The organism is Actinoalloteichus sp. GBA129-24, assembly GCF_001941645.1.
GTDB classification, from domain to species: Bacteria; Actinomycetota; Actinomycetes; order Mycobacteriales; family Pseudonocardiaceae; genus Actinoalloteichus_A; species Actinoalloteichus_A fjordicus.
Genome location: NZ_CP016077.1, coordinates 6,554,738 through 6,572,634 on the forward strand (window position 1 = coordinate 6,554,738; position 17,897 = coordinate 6,572,634).

The following is a 17,897-nucleotide window of genomic DNA, read 5'->3' on the forward strand; positions in this document are numbered from 1 at the left end:
CGCCCACGATTCCCGCCGTGATCGCCGGATGCCTTCTCGGAGGCCGCAACCGGTCGATCAACCCGGCGGTGACCTGCGGCGATCGCGTCCTTCGACGGATACGCGGCGGACGCGCGAACGACCTGGCCCGACCATCCCCGCTTGTCTCGATCTCTACTTTGCGATACAAAGTGCAGGACGGTGACTTTGTATCGCAAAGTAGGTGGGACGGCGGTGGACCTGATGCAGGACGACGCGAGACGGCAGGACGCCGAACCGGCCGAGGTCACGGACCCGGCCGCGATGTTGGCACTCATCCGGCAGCAGCAGCGCCGCACCGAGAACCAGCTGTTCAGCGGCTTCACCGTGATCCCGCTGAGCTTCGGCGCCGCCTGGCTGCTCGGCTACGCGGTGCTGTTCCTGGTCATTCGACCGGAGCCGTTGCTGCCGATCGGCCAGGGTCCGGCCCTGTTGATCTACTTCATGCTGCTGGGCATGGCGTGTGTCTGCACCTGGTTCGTCGTGGCGCGCAGCAGTCGGGGGCTGCGCGGCGGCTCACAGCAGTCCGCCGCGATGTACGGGATCTCCTGGATGGTCGGGATGGTCGGGACGGCCGCCGTCCTCATCGCCGTCATGCCGCTGGGGGTGAGCCCCGGTGCGGCCGATCTCCTGTGGTCGGCCGCACCGGGGCTGATGGCGGGGATGCTGCTGCTCTCCGGCGGCGCGGTGTTCTCCGACGTCTGGCAGTACGGCATCGGGCTGTGGATCGTCGCGAGCACCGCCGCCAGCGCCTTCGCGGGCATTCCCTTTCACTACCTGGTGATGTCCCTGGCGGGCGGGGGCGGGCTCCTCGTGTTCGGGGTCTTCCAACTCCGTGCCGAACGCCGTGCGGACCGGGCCGCCCTGCCCGCAGGCGACGGGGCATGAGCCCGCAGGCAGGCGACCTCGACCCGGTCATCCACGCCCAGGCCCGACTCCGGGTCGTGAGCACACTCGCCTCACTCGGCGCGGGTGATCAGATCGCCTTCACCCGGTTGCAGAAGCTGCTCGACATGACGCCGGGAAACCTAATCACTCACCTTCGCAAGCTGGAGACCAGCGAATACATCACGAGTGTGAAGCGGGGATCGGCCACCTATCTCACGTTGACCACGCGGGGACGCAGTGCGTTCGACGAGTACGTGCGGGCCCTTCGCTCACTGCTCGAACCCGCCGTCGGTCCCGAGGACACACCAGATCCCGAAGGAACGAGACTATGACAGAACTTCTGGCCAGGGCGGTGAACGCCTCCAAGCACTACGGCGACGTGATCGCGTTGGACTCCGTCGACCTGGACATCCCCGCAGGCCAGCTCGTCGGGCTGCTCGGCCCGAACGGGGCGGGCAAGACGACGCTCATCAGCCTGCTCACCGGGGTCCGCAAGCCGACCTCCGGCCGCGTCGAGCTTTTCGGCGGCGACCCGAGGAAGCCTGCCCGGCGGGCGGGGCTCGGCACCACACCGCAGCAGACCGGCCTGCCGGAGACGCTGCGCGTGCGGGAGGTCGTCGACTTCGTGGCAGGCCACTTCGCCGATCCGCGCCCGACCGGCGAACTGCTGGAGCAGTTCGGCCTCGCCGACTCGGCGGCGAAGCAGACCGGCGCGCTCTCCGGCGGACAGCAGCGCAAGCTCACCGTCGCGCTGGCCTTCGTCGGCAGGCCCAGGATCGTCGTGCTGGACGAGCCGACCACCGGCCTGGACGTGGAAGCGCGGCACGCGCTGTGGGGCGCGCTGCGCCACTACCACGCCACGGGCGGAACACTGGTACTGACCAGCCATTACCTGGAGGAGGTCGAAGCGCTCGCTCAGCGGGTCGTCGTCATCGACCGAGGGCGCGTGCTCGCCGACGACAGCCTGCACGCCATCCGCTCGCAGGTCGCGACCAGCCGCGTGGATCTGCGGACGCCGGGGTCGGATGCCGTCACCGGCAAGCCGCTGCCTGGGTTGGATGCCGTCACCGGCAAGCCGCTGCCGGGGTCGGATGCCGTCACCGAACTGCCCGGCGTGCTGCGCAGCGAGCGGACGGACGGCCGAGTGCAGCTGTTCACCCAGGACCCCGACCAGCTGGTGCGAGACCTCGTGCTCTCGGGCACGCCCTTCGAGGACCTCCAGATCACCACCGCCTCGCTGGAGGAGGCCTTCGTCGCGCTGACCGCCGCACCCGACTCGACGCAGAGACACCCGGCCCCGGCGGGAGACGCCCGATGAAGATGATGCTGCTGCACGCCAGATACCAGGTCCTGGAGAACGCCAGGGTCCCGATCGCCGTGGTCGGCTTCCTCGTGTTCCCGTCGCTGATGATGTTCTTCTTCGTCGTGCCGATGGAGGCGGTGTCCGGCGACCCGGTGGCCTCGACCAACGCAGCGGGGCAACTCGCCCTCTTCTCCATCGTCAACGTCTGCCTCTACACCTTCGGCGCCCAGATCGCGGAGGAACGCGGCAGGCCGTGGGACGGCTACCTGCGCACCCTGCCTGCTGGCGCGGGACCACGGCTGGGCGGCCGGGTGCTCAACGGCCTGTTCTTCGCGCTGATCGGCCTGATCCCGGTGATCCTCACGGCGGCGTTGTTCACGAACGCCACGGCGTCCCCGGTGCGCATCCTGCTGGCCGTCGTCCTGCTGCTCGCCATCGGCGTGCCGTTCCTGCTGCTCGGGCTCGGGATCGGCTACCTGCTGTCCTCGAAGGCGGTCTACGTCGTCGTGCAGCTACTCGTGTTCCCCCTCGCCTTCGCGGGTGGGCTGTTCTTCCCGCCCGAGCTGTTCCCCGGTTGGCTCGACGCGCTCTCCCAGACGCTTCCGACCAGGGCGGGGCGCGAGATGGTGATCTCCGTGCTCACCGGAACGCCCCTGCCGACGACCGCCCTCGGGGTGCTGCTCGCCTGGACCGTGGTGCTGGCCGGGTTCGCGGCCTTCGCCTTCCGTCGCGACGAAGGCCGACGATTCCGCTGAGAACATGGAGTCCGGTGCCGTCGAGCCCCTGCTCCTCGATCCGCCCCTGCCACCGGCAGCCGAGGATCGAGCGCGGGGTTCAGCGGCCCGGGCTCCCCGTCTCAGTCCAGTTGCCGATCTGCCAGTCGATCTGACCATCCGGATCGACCCAGGCACGGCTGTGATCGATCACCGATCCGGTCTCCAGCGCCTGCGCGACGTCGGAGAACAACCCGGCCAGACTCGGCCATCGGGGTTCCTCGACATGGCACAGCTCGTGATCCCACTCCAGGACCGCGCCCCGTCGAGGTCCGGGGCGCAGGTCGATCACCAGGTGATTCCCCAGACCGTCGAAGGCGATGGGAACGAACCTCGGGTGATAGCCGTGTGCCCAGGAGCCCGCGAGGCGCCCCGTGTCGGGCAGCTCCCAGGCGTCCTGCCAGATCGTCTTGCTGACCAGCCAGGACCGCACGGACTCCGCAGGGCCGCACGGGGTGTAGAACGGCGGGAACAACTCGGCGAATCGACCCTCCCTGGTGCCGTCGCACACCGACCACCAGGTGCGAAGCTCGGGGTTGACCTCGAAGCCGAGGTCCCGTTCCGCAGCCTCGATGTCGGCACGCGATGCACCGTCGGCGAGCTGGGCATGCGTGCCGGGCGCATACCGCGCCGACCACTGAAGAATCCGGTTCCACTGTGTGAGGACTTCCATGGCATCACGATGGCGACTCACACCGTTCGGCGGTACCGCCAACGGACCGATGATCAAGGGTCGTCGACGTGGCGGTAGGGGTAATCGGGTGCTGACCGGTGATCCCGCACGACCGGTCAGCCCGTAGGCTGCGCCGTGGCAATTCATCCCGGCCGGGCGTGCCACGCCCTGGGCGAGCGGCACCGGAGGTACAACGATGGCGCAGGACATCGTCCCGATCGAACTGGGGCTGACCGAGGGTGACGTGGTCACCCTCTGGGCCCCTCGATGGCGGGAGGACGGCGAAGAGTGGGAGGCGTTCCTCGGTCACGAGGACGACCTGTACGGATTCCCCGACGTGGCACACCTGGTGGCGTTCATCCGCACCGCGCGCGAACACGACCTGATCGATCACCCCGCATGGTCGCTGGTCCCCGAACTCGCCGCCGCCGAGCTGATCCCGGACACCGACCACCAGTTCGACCTGGTCGGCGTGCCGGAGCTGCTGGCGGAGGAGCCGGACACCTGGACCGTCGGCGAGCTGTCCGACATCGTCGCCATCCTCCGTGCGCTCGCCGAGGTCTGCGAGCTCGACGTCGTGCGAGAGGTACTGGACTCCGCCACCGGCTTCTCGATGCTGGACCAGGGCACGCTGCCCTTCAGCGGCCGGGACGGCGGACGCCTGTGGACCGAGCTGTCCACCGTGGTGGCCGAGCGCTGGGACGAGGTCCTGGACGCCCTCGACGACGTGATGACCGTGCCGGACGTCCCCGAGGCCGCCGTGGCCGCCGCCGCCGAAGAGCTGCCCGAGCCCGGTGAGGACGAGGAGGACGCCGCACTGCCCGCCAAGGCAGGCGCGGCCGCCAAGGGCTCCGCAGGCTCCGAAGAGGACGCCGACGCCGATCAGGACGCCGACGCGGAGGAGGAGCCCGGCTTCTGGCGCGAGGTCGGCATCGACCCGATCCGGCTCGTCATGGAGAGCGGCGACTACTACACGCTGCGCTGCTATCTGGACGACGACCCGGTGTTCCTCGGCTCCGAAGGCAAGATCGACGTCTTCGACAGCCTGGCCGACCTGACCGCATTCCTCGTCACCAGCGCCGAGCACCACGAGGCGGGCGGTGCCGACGCCGAGGACGACGCCGAGCGCAACGAACTCGCCGAGGTGTCCACCTGGACCGAGGTGCTGGACCGGGCGACGGCGGGCGAACTCGAGGTCGAGGTCGAGACCGATAACACCTACCACCTGATCGGCATCGACGAGGACCTGGCGAAGGGGCCGGAGGGCATCGACCCCAACCAGCTCGAACTCGCCGTCGAACTGCTCACCGACGCGGCGGACTGGGCGGACGACGACAGCGTCCACGACGCCCTTCAGTCCTCTGAGAGCCTCGGCTGGCTGGTCTCGTTCGTGCTGCGGCCCGACCCGACCCGGATGGCGCCCAGCGCTCCCTACGACGAGGAGCAGAAGAGCTGGAGCAGTCTGCTGACCGACTTCGAGAAGCGACTCAACAAGAAGAGCCGCGACTGACCGGCGCGCAGTGATCCACCGACGGGGCGGCGGGCCGAAGGGCTCACCGCCCCGTCGGCGTTCGCCGCCGTCGAGTCCGCCGACCCGTCTCAGGAACCCCGGCTGCTTCGCAGAAACTCTGGCTCCGCCGCAGAAACCCCGGCTCGGTCGCAGAAACCCCGGCCGCCTTTGGAAAGCCCCGCAGCCTGCGGCTCTTCGCCCCAGGCTGCGCCCTGCCTCCTCGCAGGAAGCTCCCCTCGGCTCAGTTCGAGAGGCGCCTCAGCGTTCGCCACGGCGTCACCCGGCCATCACCTCGCAGGCGTCCCCTCCCTCGTCTGCCTTTCGCACCTCGTCCGCGTTGCCCGCCGCGCCCGTCTCGCCTCCCGGCGGCGTCCACGGGACCGTCGACCGCCACCCGCCTGCGACTGCCTGCTCAGGCGGCGCTGCCTGCTCGGGAGCCTGGCCTGATCGAGCGGTCCGAGGCCGCCGCAGCCGACATCAGCACCGGTGCCGACCCGACCCCGACACACCAGCCGCACCGACTCGGCCGCCACCGCACGGCCTGCGGCGCCCAAGGCAGCCGTCAAGCCGTCGGCACCGACAGGAGACAGAACTCGCGCCACCGCGAACCGGCCTGCCGTCGCCGAGCTCAGCTCTGCTAGGTCTGCCGGAGCGGGCCGATCTCGATCACCCCCGTGTTGTAGACCGGTCCGTGCTCCCATCGGCCGCCCACCGGCCCGTCGAGGCCGGGCAGCCACACGTGCAGGAAGGCCGGATGCACGGCGGGACTCCCCTGCGCCGAACCGGTGTCCACCCCGTGCCAGTACAGGTCGATTGCCACCGAGTGCTCGACGTCCAGAGTGACCGGCTGGGGATCGTCGGCGGCCCCGGCCGCGCCGCCTGCGGCGTCGAGAAACGTCACGCTGGTGCGCAGCGCCGCGCCCTCGGCATCGATGAAGGCGACCCGGTCCGGTCGGGCGCCGAGGAGGCACCGCACGGCCGCCCACCGCGCCGAGACGAGCAGTACCGCCCGGCCTTCGCCGGTCTCGGGATCGATCACCGCATCACCGATACTGGATGCGACGTCACCGACCTGACACGTCTCCATGGCCAAGACCTCTGCTCTCGTCTGATGGCGTGGCGACGAGTCCGCCCTGTCCTGGTGCGGTCTCGACTCGACGGCCCTGGCCGATTCTGCCTGCCGGGCGGCCCAGCCGGCGGGAGCCGACTCGGCGCTCGCCTGACCCGCTCCCGGCCAGAGGACGGCGATCAGGGCCAGCGCGATCACGACGGCAGCCGCCCGGAGCCGCCTGATGCCCGGTGTGTGCAACGGATTCATCTGTCTCGTCCCCTCGCTCCTCGACGCGGCGGAAGTCGCCGCGCTACGAGGAAGAGGCGGGGAGCCGCCGAACTCGTACATTCACCAGCAGATCACCCCCGAAAAGGTGACGGGAGACGTTCTGTTCGGTCGGCGCGGACTCAGCCGCGCAGCTCGGCGTAACCCGGCTTGATCACGTCGTTGATGAGCGCCAGCCGCTCGTCGAAGGAGATGAAGGCCGACTTCATCGCGTTCACGGTGAACCGCTGCAGGTCGGCCCAGCCATAGTCGAAGGCGGCCGCCAGCTTCTCGAACTCCCCCGACATCGAGCAGTGGCTCATCAATCGGTTGTCCGTGTTCACCGTGACGCGGAAGTTCAGCTCGGCCAGCAGGCCGAACGGGTGCGCCGCGATCGACTCGGCCGCCCCGGTCTGGAGGTTGGAGGAGGGGCACAGCTCCAACGGGATGCGGCGGTCTCGGACGTAGGCGGCGAGCCTGCCCAAGGTCGCCGTCCCGTCGTCTGCCACGGTGATGTCGTCGGCGATCCGGACTCCGTGGCCGAGGCGCTCCGCGCCGCAGTGCTGGACGGCCTCCCAGATCGAGGGCAGGCCGAAGGCCTCGCCCGCATGGATCGTGAAGTGCGCATTGCTCTGCCGCAGGTACTCGAAGGCGTCGAGATTGCGGCTGGGCGGGAAACCCGCCTCCGGGCCTGCGATGTCGAAGCCGACGACACCCTCGTCACGGTGCCGCACGGCCAGTTCGGCGATCTCCAGGGAGCGTGCGTTCTGTCGCATCGCACACAACAGCGTGCCGATCCGGATTCGACGGCCGTCCGCCGCCGCCTCGGCCGCTCCCCGTTCGAAGCCCTCCGTGACGGCGTTGACGACGTCGTCGAGGCCGAGGCCGCGCTCCTGGAACTGTTCCGGTGCGTAGCGCACCTCGGCATAGACGACGCCGTCGGCCGCGAGGTCCACCGCACACTCGGCGGCCACCCTGGCCAGCGCCTCTTTCGTCTGCATCACGCCGACGGTGTGCACGAAGGTCTCCAGATAACGCTCCAGCGAACCGGAGTCGGCGGCCTCGCGGAACCACACCGCGAGAGCGGCCTCGTCGGTGTCGGGGAGGTTCGACCAGCCGTGTTCCTCGGCGAGTTCGATCACGGTCTGCGGCCGGAGCCCGCCGTCGAGATGGTCGTGCAACAACACCTTCGGCGCGCGCCGAATCGCTTCCAGAGTCACCGGGGTCGACATGGGGGCTAACTTATCGCCACGCCGGGTGCGGTCATCGACACCGGGACGGCCATCTCGACGATATGATCAAGGCCGTCGAGAGGATCTCACTCCACAGGCTGGACGATCTCGCTCTACCGGTCAGCACGCTGGCGGCGGAGTGATCACAGTCCGGGGTGAGTGGGTACATCGGTCGGGGGAGTTATTCCTACACTCGTTCGATAATCGAAGATCGCCGACGCCTCCGGTCCAGTCTGGAGTGGCGCCACCACACCGCACGCCTGGTAGTCAGGCTGACGCGGGGGGTGGTTTCGCGCCTCGCCCGAACTGGCTAGGCTCGGCATGGTCGCCCCATCCCCTCGACGAAGGTCACCCCCGCCGTGAACGAGAACAACCACGCTGCGTTGTCGTTCGATCGAATGCGCAGCATGCTCACGCGTGCTGCGGAGATCCGCGACAGCGAACAGCAGCAAGTCTTCGATGCGTTGGACGAGATTCACGCGAGGCTCTCACCGCTGGAGTCGCTCGGCTCGGTTCGCAAGCGCATCTCCGAGCTGCCCGATCGGACCGAGGTCAGCGTCCTGGCCGAGCGCCTCGACGAGACGCTTGCGAGACTGGAGTCGCAGGACACCGCCATCGCAGGTCTGCTCCAGGCCGTCGACGGGCTGGTCGACAAGCTCTCCAAGCCCTACAGCCAGCTCGACGGGCGCATCGACGGCGTCTCGGGCCGGATGGAGGGCATGGAAGACCGGCTGACCAGCGTCCACAAGCGACTCGACGAGCTGGGTCTGCACCTGGAGAAGCAGGACGGCAGGCTCGACGCGCTGCCTGCCTCGGTGCACGGACCGGTCCGGGAGCGCATGGACGTCCTCGAGCTGTCGCTGCGCTCGCGCATCGACGAGGTGGACGAAGGTGTGCACGAGCACCTCGACGGCACCAAGGACGCGTTGCAGCGTTCGGTGACCGAGGCCTCGGACGGACTGCGCAGCAGCGTGGAGAGCAGCCGCGACGCCGTCCAGAGCCGCATCGACGACACCAGGGCATCGGTTCACGCCAAGCTCGACGACCTGATGAGCAGGCCCGCGGTCGACCCGACCGAGAAGCTCGACGCCCTCGCGGAGCGGTTGGAGCAGATCACGGCGCGGCTGCGGGACGTCACCGGCCGCGTCGACCAGGTCGACTCGGGCCTGAACACGCGGATCGGCGAGCTCAGCCAGGCCGTGGAGAGCAAGCTGCAGGAGGTCGACCAGGACGTGGTCAACCGCCTCAGCGCGGTGAATCAGGCGGTGGAGGATCACCTCAGCCGGATCGACGGCACCCTGGCCGACCGCCCCGACGCCGAGGCGCTGAACCTCATGGTGCGCAGCGCCAACGAGGACTCGGAGCGGCGCAACGCGGGCCAGCTCGACGAGGCGATGGCGACGTTCGCGGAGCTGATCCTCGGCGGCGGAGCCCCCAGTGCGCCCCCCGCACCCACTCCCCTGCCGCGTCAGCAGCGCAGGGCGAGCCGGGGCAAGCCGGGCAAGAACCGGGACTCCGACAAGGACGACGACCTGGACACGGCCATCGAGAGCGCCTGAGAGCCTGTCTTTGATCCCTCTGGAGTCGTGAGCGGGGATCAGCGTGGCTGAGCTGCCAGGCGGAGGAAAGAGACATAACGGAGTTATGTTGACTGACGACAACGCCGCAGATCGCCGCGCTGGCCCCGCGCAACAGGAAAGCGGGGATTAAAGACAGGCTCTGAGGCGCAGGCAGGCGACCGATCGATCGGACGACACCGACGCGGGCCGAGGAGCGATCCTCGGCCCGCGTCGTCATGTCAAGCGCCGATCTCGTGATCGGTCCGGCAGATCGGTCGTCGGCGCCGTCCGCGTCGAGACGCCTCCGCCCCGGCGGCCGTCAGTCACCGGCCTGCGGCGGTCAGCCCGCCGCAGGCGGCACGCTCAGCCCGCCGTCCCGCGAATCAAGTCGGTGACCAGCGGCGGAGTCGCCGTCGGCGCCACGGGTTCGCCGATCTCGACCGCGACGGCCAAGGCCGAGAGCGCGCCAGGCACCAGGTCGAGGTCATCGGTGTACAGCTCGAAGAGCGGCTGTCCCGCCGCCACCGTCTCGCCGGGAACGGCGAGCAGCCGCAGGCCTGCGCCCGGCGAGACCGCGTCCTCCTTGCGCGCCCGACCCGCGCCGAGCCGCCAGGCCGCGACGCCGACCTGGTAGGCGTCCATTCGCAGCACGGTCCCCGCCGTCTCGGAGAGGATCTCCTGTCGGTGCGCGGCCGTGGGCAGCGGTGCGTCGGGATCGCCGCCCTGGGCCTGGATCATCCGACACCAGGTCTCGTAGGCACGTCCCGACGCGAGCACCTCGGCCGGGTCGGCCGCGCCCGCCACGTCGATGCCGACCAGTCGCAGCATCTCCCTGGCGAGTTCCACGGTCAGCGTGACCACGTCGGCGGGACCGCCGCCCTGGAGCACCTCGATCGACTCGGCGACCTCGACGGCGTTGCCGACGGTGCGGCCGAGGGGCGTGCTCATGTCGGTGAGCAGCGCGGTGGTCCGCAGTCCGTGCTGGTCGCCGATCTCCACCAGCGTCCTGGCCAGCTCGCGGGCGGCTGCCTCGGTCTTCATGAACGCCCCGGAGCCCGCCTTCACGTCGAGCACGAGCGCGTCGACTCCTTCGGCGAGCTTCTTGCCCATGATGGAGCCCGCGATCAGCGGCACGGACTCCACGGTGCCGGTGACGTCGCGCAGCGCGTACAGCTTCCGATCGGCAGGCGCGAGTCCGTCGGTGGGCGCGCAGATCACCGCCCCGATGCTGTTGAGCTGGGCACGGATCTCCGACGGCGACAGGGCAGCGCGCCAGCCGGGAATTGACTCCAGCTTGTCCAGCGTGCCGCCGGTGTGGCCGAGGCCCCGGCCGGAGAGCTGGGGGACGGCCGCACCGCAGGTCGCCACCAACGGGGCCAACGGCAGGGTGATCTTGTCTCCGACACCCCCCGTGGAGTGCTTGTCGACGGTGGGTCGGTCCACGCCGGTGAGGTCGAGACGTTCGCCGGAGTTCACCATCGCCCGCGTCCAGCGAGCCGTCTCCGCGCCGTCCATCCCGTTGAGCAGAATCGCCATCGCCAGGGCCGACATCTGCTCGTCCGCGACGACGCCCCTGGTGTAGGCGTCAATCACCCAGTCGATCTGGCCGTCGGAGAGCCTGCCGCCGTCCCGCTTGGTGCGGATGACGTCGACGGCGTCGTGTCTGCCGGTCATCATGTGTCCCTTCCGGTCCCCGCTTTCGATGCGGGTGATGGTGGCGGTGTCGGGCAGGCTGCGGTGGCTGTGCACCGGGCAGTGCCAGTCTCCCGGTCGCCGAATCGACGGCGGTGTCGGATCGGACGAATCGGGCCCGGCTGCTCGGCGGCCGACCACGGCGCCGTCGTCTGGACGAGGGCGCGACCGGCAGGCACCCGCTCCCGCTCACCGACCGGTCGGCCCCGGCCAGGAGGTGCGCGGACGACGACGGCAGCTCCCTGCCGACCCGGGCCCGCGCACCGTGCGATCGCAGCGGGGTGTCAGCGACCTGGCAGGTCGTCGGGGCCGAACGCGTCAGGCAGCACCCGGCTCATCGGCAGGAGCCCGCTCGGGGTGTCCACCAGGCAGTCCGGCCCGCCGAACTCGTACAGGAGCTGTCGGCAGCGGCCGCAGGGCATCAGCAGCTCGCCGGTTCCGCTGCGGCAGGCCACCGCCGTCAGCCTGCCGCCGCCGGTGAGACGAAGTTGGCCGACCATGGTGCACTCGGCACACAGACCCAACCCGTAGGACGCGTTCTCGACATTGCAGCCGGTGATCATCCTGCCGTCGTCGCAGTAGGCGGCCACGCCCACCTGGAGTCCCGAGTACGGGCAGTAGGCCAGGCCCGCGGCGTTCACCGCAGCCGCCCGCAACGCCGCCCAGTCGATCGCGGCGGCATCGGTGCGCATGTCCACTTTCGTCGGTTCTCCTCATCACGTCGGCGCGGTCGCCGATCACGACCGCCTGCGGCCGAACAGTCGAAAGCGACCCCGGTCCCGGCGGACCGGGCACGGGGTCGCGAGCGAACTGCGCGCCGAACTCCAGGCGAGGGGAGCGCCGAGCCGAGCGGCGCCGAGGGCGGGCGAGCTGCCACGCTCCCCGGCGAGCCGCTCATGACCCGGTCAATCTCCCTCGCCTCTTCGATAGGTCGCCCCGTTCGCCGCCGGTGGTCTGAGTTTCTGTGCGGCGAAGGCCAGGACCAAGAGCGTCACCAGGTGCGGCGCGTAGGCGAGCAGCTCCCTGGGCAGCTCCTCGGTCGACCAGTACAGGGCGTAGAGCAGGCCGGCGCCGACCATCGAGGCTGCCGCGACGATCCATCGGCGACGAAGCAGCTGCACGACGGCGATGCCGATGATCAGCAGCGCGGCGCCGTAGAGCAGGGCGTGCACGGTGATCTCGCCCTGCCGGAGCCGCAGCCCGTCCGCGTAGCCGAAGAGCGCCGATCCGCCGAGGAGCCCGGTGGGCCGCCAGTTGCCGAAGATCATGGCGGCCAGGCCGATGTAGCCCCGGCCGTTGACCTGGTTCTCCGCATAGCCCGGCTGGCCGGGGTTGAGCACCAGGGCGGCGCCGCCGATTCCGGCCAACGCACCGGACATGAGCATGGCCGAGTACTTGTACAGATAGACGTTCACGCCGAGCGACTCCGCCGCGACCGGGTTCTCTCCGCAGGAGCGCAGCCGCAGGCCGAACCGGCTGCGCCACAGGACCAGGTAGCTGATCGGAACGAGCAGCACCCCCAGCATGACCAGCGGAGACACCCCGGTGACCAGGCCGCGCAGGATGCCTGCGACGTCGGACAGGAAGGCCCGGTCCATCGCTTCCAACTCGCCGAGCCAGTCCGACAGCGGTTGCGCCGAATACGTCTCGAACTTCTCGACCGGCGGCGAGGCCCTCGGATTGTTGGAGATGGGAGCGAAGATCAGCGTCGAGAGGTACTTGGTGACGCCGAGCCCCAGGAGGTTGATCGCCACACCGGAGACGATGTGGTTCACCCCGAACGTCACGGTGGCCAGCGCGTGCAGCGCGCCGCCGAGGGCTCCGAAGATCGCCGCCGCGAGCAGACCCGCCCACGGACCCCAGTGGAAGCCCGCCCAGGCCGCGCCCCAGGTGCCGAGCACCATCATGCCCTCGAGCCCGATGTTGATCACACCGGATCGCTCGGCCCACAGGCCGCCGAGGGCGGCGAGCAGGATCGGCAGGGCCAGTCGGACGGTGGACTCGATGGTTCCCGAGGCGGTGAGCTGGGTCAGCCCGGTCAGATACGAGGTGGTGGAGAGCACGACGATGATCGCCGCGACCCACAGCGCCGCCGAGGCCCATGCGGGCACCCGCCGCCCGCGGGTCGGTCCGGGCCTGCCCAGCGGGGCGGCCGAGGGGTTCGCGCCGCCCGACAGTGGTGACACGCTCGTCGTCATGAGGCACCTCCGTCGGCCGCGGGACGCGGCGGATCGTCGTCAGTCGCGGGGCCTGGCCCGCCGTCGTCAGTCGCGGGACCCGGCGGATCATCTCCCGTCGTAGCGACGGGCCGCCCGTCCCCGACGCCCGACCCCGACCGGTCTCCCCCGGCCGAGGTCGTCGGCTCCGCACCAGCCGCACGCACCTGGGTGCCTGCGTGTACGACCGGGCGCGAGGATTCGTCGTCGTCGATCCGGCCGGTCTGTCGTCCCACCTGACGCTGCTGAGCCCGCAGCTCGCGGCGCCGGACGAGTTCGTAGGCCACCACCACCGAGAGCACGATGGCTCCCTGCATGATGGTGACGATCTCGCGCGGCACCCCGACGTTGTCCAGCGCCAGGGCGCTCTTGTCCAGGAAGGCCCACAGCAGCGCGCCGAAGGCGATGCCGACGGGATGGTTGCGGCCGAGCAGTGCGACGGCGAGACCGGTGAAGCCGTACCCCGCGGGGAAGTTCAGGCTGAAGGTGTGATCACGGCCGAGCAGTTCGGGGAGCCCGGCCAGTCCCGCGACGGCGCCCGAGATGAGCATCGCCATCAGGATCATCTTCTTGGCGTTCACCCCGCCCGCCGTCGCGGCCGTCGGCGACATGCCCGAGGCACGCAGCTCGAAGCCGAACCGGGTGCGGTTCATCAGGAACCAGTAGCCCACGCCGAGCGCGGCGGCCAGGAAGACCAGGCCGAAGACGGTGCCCGAGCTGCCGAAGGAGATTCCCGGCACCTGGCCGGACTCGGGGATGTACGCGGTGCCGATGTTGTTGCCGCGCAGCTCGCCGAACATGTCGCTGCGGATCAGGTACGCGATGACGCCGAGGGAGATCGCGTTGAGCATGATCGTCGAGATGACCTCGGACACGCCTCGGTACACCTTGAGGACGGCCGCGATGCCGACCCACGCGGCCCCGACCAGCGCCGCGACCAGGATGACGACGAGCGAGTGGAGGCCGGGCGGCAGGACGATGGAACCGCCGACGATGGCGGCGACGCAGGCCGCGAGGCGGTACTGGCCTTCGATGCCGATGTTGAGCAGGTTCATCTGGAAGCCGATCGCGGCCGCCAGCGCGACGAAGTAGTACGACGCCGCCGTGTTGACGATGTCCACCGCCGTCGACCCCTGGCCGACCTGGCCGATCATCACGCCCAGCGCCTGGAACGGATTGCTGCCCGAGATCAGCAGCGTCAGGCCGCACAGCACCACGGCGAAGCCGATGGCCAGTGCGGGCGGCAGCAGCCTGGCACGAATCGAGCCCATCACCGTTCCCTGTCCTCGTCGTCCTCGGCCGACGTCCGGCCGTCGTCCTGCCCGCGCTCACCCGACGCGGCGTCGGGCCCGGTCGCAGGCTGGACTGCCACATCACCCGGCCCAGCCAGAGGCCGGCCTGCATCACCCGGCCCAGCCAGAGGCCGGGCCGTGCCCGACTCGCTGCCCGCCCCGGTCATCGCGGCGCCCAGATCCTCCGGCGTCACGCTGCGCGGGTCGGCGTCGGCGACAAGCCTGCCGCGCAGCATGACCTTGATCGTGTCGGACAGGCCGATCAGCTCGTCGAGGTCGGCGGAGATCAGCAGCACCGCCAGCCCTCGGCTGCGGGCCTGCTTGATGTGCTCCCAGATGCCTGCCTGCGCGCCCACGTCGACGCCCCGCGTCGGATGTGAGGCGATCAGCAGCACCGGATCGCCGGAGAGTTCGCGGCCGACGACCAGCTTCTGCTGGTTGCCGCCGGAGAGCGCCGCGACGGCGACGTCGATGTTCGGCGTGCGGACGTCGAACTGCTCGACGATGCGTTCCGTGTCCTTCCTGGCGCCGTCGATGTCCAGCCACGGCCCACGGGTGACCGGGCGCCGAGTCTGGTGCCCGAGAATGCGATTCGCCCACAGCGGCTCGCCGAGCAGCAGTCCATGTCGGGTGCGGTCCTCCGGCACGTAGCCGATGCCCGCCGCGCGCCGGGCCAGTGTGCCCTCGGCGGTCAGGTCTCGATCGCCGAGCAGGACCTGGCCCGAACTCGCCTTGCGGACGCCCATCAGCGTCTCGACCAGCTCGACCTGTCCGTTGCCCTCCACCCCGGCGATGCCGAGGACCTCGCCCGCCCGCACCGTCAGATCGATGTCGGCGAGCAGCAGTCGATCGCTGAGTTCGTCGCGCAGGTTGAGGCCGACGACGCGCAGCACCGCACGCTCGGTGACGGTGGACTCGCGGGTCTCCGGGTTGGGCAGTTCGCTGCCGACCATCATCTCGGCCAGCTGACGCGAACTGATGGCCCGAGGGTCGGCCCGCCCGACGGTGGTGCCGCGCCGGATCACCGTGACGGTGTCGGCGATGGCCCTGACCTCGTCGAGCTTGTGCGAGATGAACAGGAAGGTGAAGCCCTGGCGCTGCATTCCGCGCAGGGTCTCGAAGAGCTCGTCGACCTCCTGCGGCACGAGGACGGCCGTCGGTTCGTCCAGGATGACGATCCGCGCGCCCCGGTAGAGGACCTTGAGGATCTCCACCCGCTGCCGGTCGGCGACGCCCAGCAGCTCGACCGGCACCGAGAGGTCGACGTGCAGCCCGGTCTGACCGGCCAGCTCGTTGATCCGAGCCCTGGCCTTCGCACCGATGCCGTGCAGTGCCTCCGCGCCGAGGACCACGTTCTCCAGCACGGTCAGGTTGTCGGCCAGCATGAAGTGCTGGTGGACCATGCCGATGCCCGCGGCGATCGCCTCGGAGGGCGAGCGAAACCTGACCTGGCTGCCGTTGATCTCGATGGTGCCCTCGTCCGGCTGTTGCATGCCGTAGAGGATCTTCATCAGCGTCGACTTGCCCGCGCCGTTCTCGCCGCAGAGCGCGTGCACCTCGCCCTGCTCGACGACCAGCTCGACATCCGAGTTGGCCACCACCCCGGGGAACCTCTTGGTGATCCCGGAAAGCACCACGGCGCTGGGCGCCCGCCCGTCGGCGGTCTCGGGCGCCTGCCCGGAACTCGTCATCGATCTCTTCTCTCAGTGGTTGTCATGTCGACCTGCCGAGATGGTGCGGGTGGATCATGCAACGCCCTTCGCGTGCCCCGGCGGCTCCCTGGGTCATGCGCCACCGGGCAGGCGCGCGCAGCGTGCGGCCACGGTAGTTCCTTCGAGACCGAGACAAGGTGATTCCCGCCAGACTCGGCTCGGCAGTTCCCACGGCACCGGGTGACCCTGCGGGGCTCGGCCGGGTGACTCCTGCGGGGCACTGGCCGGTGACCTCGGCGGCGCTCAGCCCCGGTGTCCCTGCGGGGCTGAGTCAGGTGACTCCTGCGGCTCGACCCGATCACCTGCTGCGGGACGCCAGCGTCGGCGGAGCAGGCGACGTACGACGTGCGCAGCACACCTACCGGCCGCCGGGACGGCCTACGGCTCGGCGGGCGGCACCGAATGCGTGCCGCCCGCCGAGAAGAGTCCGCCCGACTCAGTTGCCGCTGGGAGTGTCCGGCACCTCGATCGCCCCGGAGATGATCTCGGAGCGGTAGCCCTCGAGTGCCTCGATCGTGTCTGCGGCGAGCAGGTCGCCCGAGGTGGAGTAGCCGACGCCGTCCACGCTCAGGTTGAAGTTCTCCGGCATCACCGAGAGGTCGTCCTGCGCGACGGCCGCCAGGAAGTCGAACACCGCCACGTCGACGCGCTTGAGCATCGAGGTGACGATGACCTCGTGGGCCTCGCCGACGATCTCCTGGTTGTACTGGTCGGAATCGACACCGATGGCCTTGACGTCCTGTGCGAAGGCCGCCTCGAAGACGCCCTGGCCGGAGGCCCCGGACGCGTGGTAGACGACGTCGGCACCGGCCTCGATCTGGCCCAACGCGGCCTCGTTGCCCCGCGCCGCATCCTGGAACCCGGTGATGTCGCTGCCGGAGGTCAGGTAGGTGTTCTCGATCGTGATGTCCGGCGCCGCAGCCTGGGCACCGGCGAGGTAGCCCGCCTCGAACTTCTGGATCAGCGGGTTCTCCACGCCGCCGACGAAGCCGATGTGGCAGTTCTCCGACTCGTAGGCGGCGGCGACGCCCGCCAGGAACGAGCCCTCGTGCTCCGCGAAGAGCAGCGCCGTGACGTTCTCGGGGTCGGCCGGGGCGTCCACCAGCGCGAAGTCGACGTCCGGGAACTCGGCGGCGACGACGTTGAACGACTCCGCGTAGGCGAAGCCGACGCCGATGATCGGGTTGAAGCCGTCGTCAGCGAGCTGGCGGAGCCGGGTCTGCTTGGCGTCCTCGGACTCGTTCGCGCCTGCGGTCAGCTCGCGGATGTTGTCCGGGGAGATGCCCAGCTCGTCGACGGCACGGTCCAGGCCTGCGGCGGCGGCGTCGTTGAACGAGGCGTCGCCTCGGCCGCCGATGTCGTAAGCGAGCCCGACACGCAGCTCGCTGGCGTCGACGTCCTCGGTCGGCACCTCGCTGGGGGCGACCTCCTCGTCTGCGACGGGAGCCTCGGCCAGCTCACAGCCGCTTCCACCTGCGGCGGAGTCGCCACCGCCGTCCCCGCCTCCTGAGCTGCTGTCCCTCGCACAACCTGCGAGCGCCAGCGCCCCTGTGAGGGCGATGGCCGCAACTGCGGCACCACGCGGTCGGCGCATGGTCGAGCTCCTTCCCCGAAGCACGTCAAGGGCTGTCCAGGATATGGACGCCACGATGTGGGACGCCGAACCGTACCCGCTGGTCTGACCGGCTTGGTAGCGGTCGTGTCGCGCGTAACC

General features: G+C 70.0%; 14 protein-coding genes and 1 pseudogene. 6 read left to right on the forward strand and 9 right to left on the reverse strand.

Features of this window, described 5'->3' with window-relative positions; translation table 11 throughout:
- Positions 1–213: 213 nt before the first annotated feature.
- The 4 genes from UA75_RS28135 to UA75_RS28150 are packed head-to-tail and all read left to right on the forward strand — an operon-like array spanning position 214 to position 2,964.
- Complete coding sequence (locus UA75_RS28135) at positions 214–906, forward strand: hypothetical protein (RefSeq protein ID WP_075742806.1); 693 nt, start codon at positions 214–216, stop codon at positions 904–906.
- On the forward strand, positions 903–1,238 hold the full coding sequence (locus UA75_RS28140) for a transcriptional regulator (protein ID WP_075742807.1): 336 nt from the start codon (positions 903–905) through the stop codon (positions 1,236–1,238). Before UA75_RS28135 ends, UA75_RS28140 begins: the two co-directional genes overlap by 4 nt.
- Positions 1,235–2,224, forward strand: a complete 990-nt coding sequence (locus UA75_RS28145) for an ABC transporter ATP-binding protein (RefSeq protein ID WP_075742808.1) — start codon at positions 1,235–1,237, stop codon at positions 2,222–2,224. The genes UA75_RS28140 and UA75_RS28145 overlap by 4 nt, the downstream gene beginning before the upstream one ends.
- A complete protein-coding gene (locus tag UA75_RS28150) occupies positions 2,221–2,964 on the forward strand; it encodes an ABC transporter permease (protein ID WP_075742809.1) in 744 nt (247 codons plus the stop codon). Before UA75_RS28145 ends, UA75_RS28150 begins: the two co-directional genes overlap by 4 nt.
- 79 nt (positions 2,965–3,043) lie before the next feature.
- On the opposite strand, the gene UA75_RS28155 is transcribed toward UA75_RS28150, so the two are convergent.
- Positions 3,044–3,655, reverse strand: coding sequence for an SMI1/KNR4 family protein (locus UA75_RS28155; protein WP_075742810.1), 612 nt, complete (start codon positions 3,653–3,655; stop codon positions 3,044–3,046).
- Positions 3,656–3,851: 196 nt separating this feature from the next.
- On the opposite strand from UA75_RS28155, the gene UA75_RS28160 reads away from it, so the two are divergent.
- Entirely contained in the window at positions 3,852–5,165 is a 1,314-nt protein-coding gene (locus UA75_RS28160) for a primosomal protein (RefSeq protein WP_075742811.1), read from the forward strand.
- 637 nt (positions 5,166–5,802) lie between these two features.
- Here UA75_RS28160 and UA75_RS28165 read toward each other — a convergent pair.
- Together UA75_RS28165 and UA75_RS28170 are read right to left on the reverse strand one after the other, a co-directional pair.
- The gene (locus tag UA75_RS28165; protein ID WP_075742812.1) at positions 5,803–6,483 is read right to left on the reverse strand and encodes a hypothetical protein; all 681 of its coding nucleotides are present in this window, start codon (positions 6,481–6,483) and stop codon (positions 5,803–5,805) included.
- Between the two features lie 140 nt (positions 6,484–6,623).
- Positions 6,624–7,712: an adenosine deaminase gene (locus UA75_RS28170; RefSeq protein ID WP_075742813.1), complete on the reverse strand. Its 1,089-nt coding sequence runs from the start codon at positions 7,710–7,712 to the stop codon at positions 6,624–6,626.
- 359 nt (positions 7,713–8,071) lie between these two features.
- On the opposite strand from UA75_RS28170, the gene UA75_RS28175 reads away from it, so the two are divergent.
- On the forward strand, positions 8,072–9,271 hold the full coding sequence (locus tag UA75_RS28175) for a hypothetical protein (RefSeq protein WP_232237509.1): 1,200 nt from the start codon (positions 8,072–8,074) through the stop codon (positions 9,269–9,271).
- A 363-nt stretch (positions 9,272–9,634) separates the two neighbouring features.
- Here UA75_RS28175 and UA75_RS28180 read toward each other — a convergent pair whose 3' ends face one another.
- The 6 genes and pseudogenes from UA75_RS28180 to UA75_RS28205 form a co-directional block, all read right to left on the reverse strand.
- Complete coding sequence (locus tag UA75_RS28180; RefSeq protein ID WP_075744309.1) at positions 9,635–10,945, reverse strand: thymidine phosphorylase; 1,311 nt, start codon at positions 10,943–10,945, stop codon at positions 9,635–9,637.
- A 302-nt stretch (positions 10,946–11,247) separates the two neighbouring features.
- Positions 11,248–11,655 (reverse strand): cytidine deaminase, encoded by a 408-nt coding sequence (locus UA75_RS28185; RefSeq protein WP_075744310.1) that lies wholly within the window; start codon positions 11,653–11,655, stop codon positions 11,248–11,250.
- 213 nt (positions 11,656–11,868) lie between these two features.
- Complete coding sequence (locus UA75_RS28190) at positions 11,869–13,161, reverse strand: ABC transporter permease (RefSeq protein WP_075742814.1); 1,293 nt, start codon at positions 13,159–13,161, stop codon at positions 11,869–11,871.
- A 239-nt stretch (positions 13,162–13,400) separates the two neighbouring features.
- Positions 13,401–14,450, reverse strand: a pseudogene (locus tag UA75_RS28195) (ABC transporter permease); the annotation flags it as partial.
- Positions 14,450–16,162 (reverse strand): ABC transporter ATP-binding protein, encoded by a 1,713-nt coding sequence (locus tag UA75_RS28200; RefSeq protein ID WP_083683711.1) that lies wholly within the window; start codon positions 16,160–16,162, stop codon positions 14,450–14,452. The gene UA75_RS28200 and the pseudogene UA75_RS28195, both read right to left, overlap by 1 nt.
- 457 nt (positions 16,163–16,619) lie before the next feature.
- Positions 16,620–17,777, reverse strand: coding sequence for a BMP family lipoprotein (locus UA75_RS28205; RefSeq protein WP_075742815.1), 1,158 nt, complete (start codon positions 17,775–17,777; stop codon positions 16,620–16,622).
- Positions 17,778–17,897: the final 120 nt, after the last annotated feature.

Bases quoted from the DNA above. Each gene is read 5' to 3' on its own strand.
- UA75_RS28140 (WP_075742807.1), top strand. From the start codon at position 903: ATGAGCCCGCAGGCAGGCGACCTCGACCCGGTCATCCACGCCCAGGCC.
- UA75_RS28145 (WP_075742808.1), top strand. From the start codon at position 1,235: ATGACAGAACTTCTGGCCAGGGCGGTGAACGCCTCCAAGCACTACGGC.
- UA75_RS28150 (WP_075742809.1), top strand. From the start codon at position 2,221: ATGAAGATGATGCTGCTGCACGCCAGATACCAGGTCCTGGAGAACGCC.
- UA75_RS28155 (WP_075742810.1), bottom strand. From the start codon at position 3,655: ATGGAAGTCCTCACACAGTGGAACCGGATTCTTCAGTGGTCGGCGCGG.
- UA75_RS28160 (WP_075742811.1), top strand. From the start codon at position 3,852: ATGGCGCAGGACATCGTCCCGATCGAACTGGGGCTGACCGAGGGTGAC.
- UA75_RS28165 (WP_075742812.1), bottom strand. From the start codon at position 6,483: ATGAATCCGTTGCACACACCGGGCATCAGGCGGCTCCGGGCGGCTGCC.
- UA75_RS28170 (WP_075742813.1), bottom strand. From the start codon at position 7,712: ATGTCGACCCCGGTGACTCTGGAAGCGATTCGGCGCGCGCCGAAGGTG.
- UA75_RS28180 (WP_075744309.1), bottom strand. From the start codon at position 10,945: ATGACCGGCAGACACGACGCCGTCGACGTCATCCGCACCAAGCGGGAC.
- UA75_RS28185 (WP_075744310.1), bottom strand. From the start codon at position 11,655: ATGCGCACCGATGCCGCCGCGATCGACTGGGCGGCGTTGCGGGCGGCT.
- UA75_RS28190 (WP_075742814.1), bottom strand. From the start codon at position 13,161: ATGACGACGAGCGTGTCACCACTGTCGGGCGGCGCGAACCCCTCGGCC.
- UA75_RS28200 (WP_083683711.1), bottom strand. From the start codon at position 16,162: ATGACGAGTTCCGGGCAGGCGCCCGAGACCGCCGACGGGCGGGCGCCC.
- UA75_RS28205 (WP_075742815.1), bottom strand. From the start codon at position 17,777: ATGCGCCGACCGCGTGGTGCCGCAGTTGCGGCCATCGCCCTCACAGGG.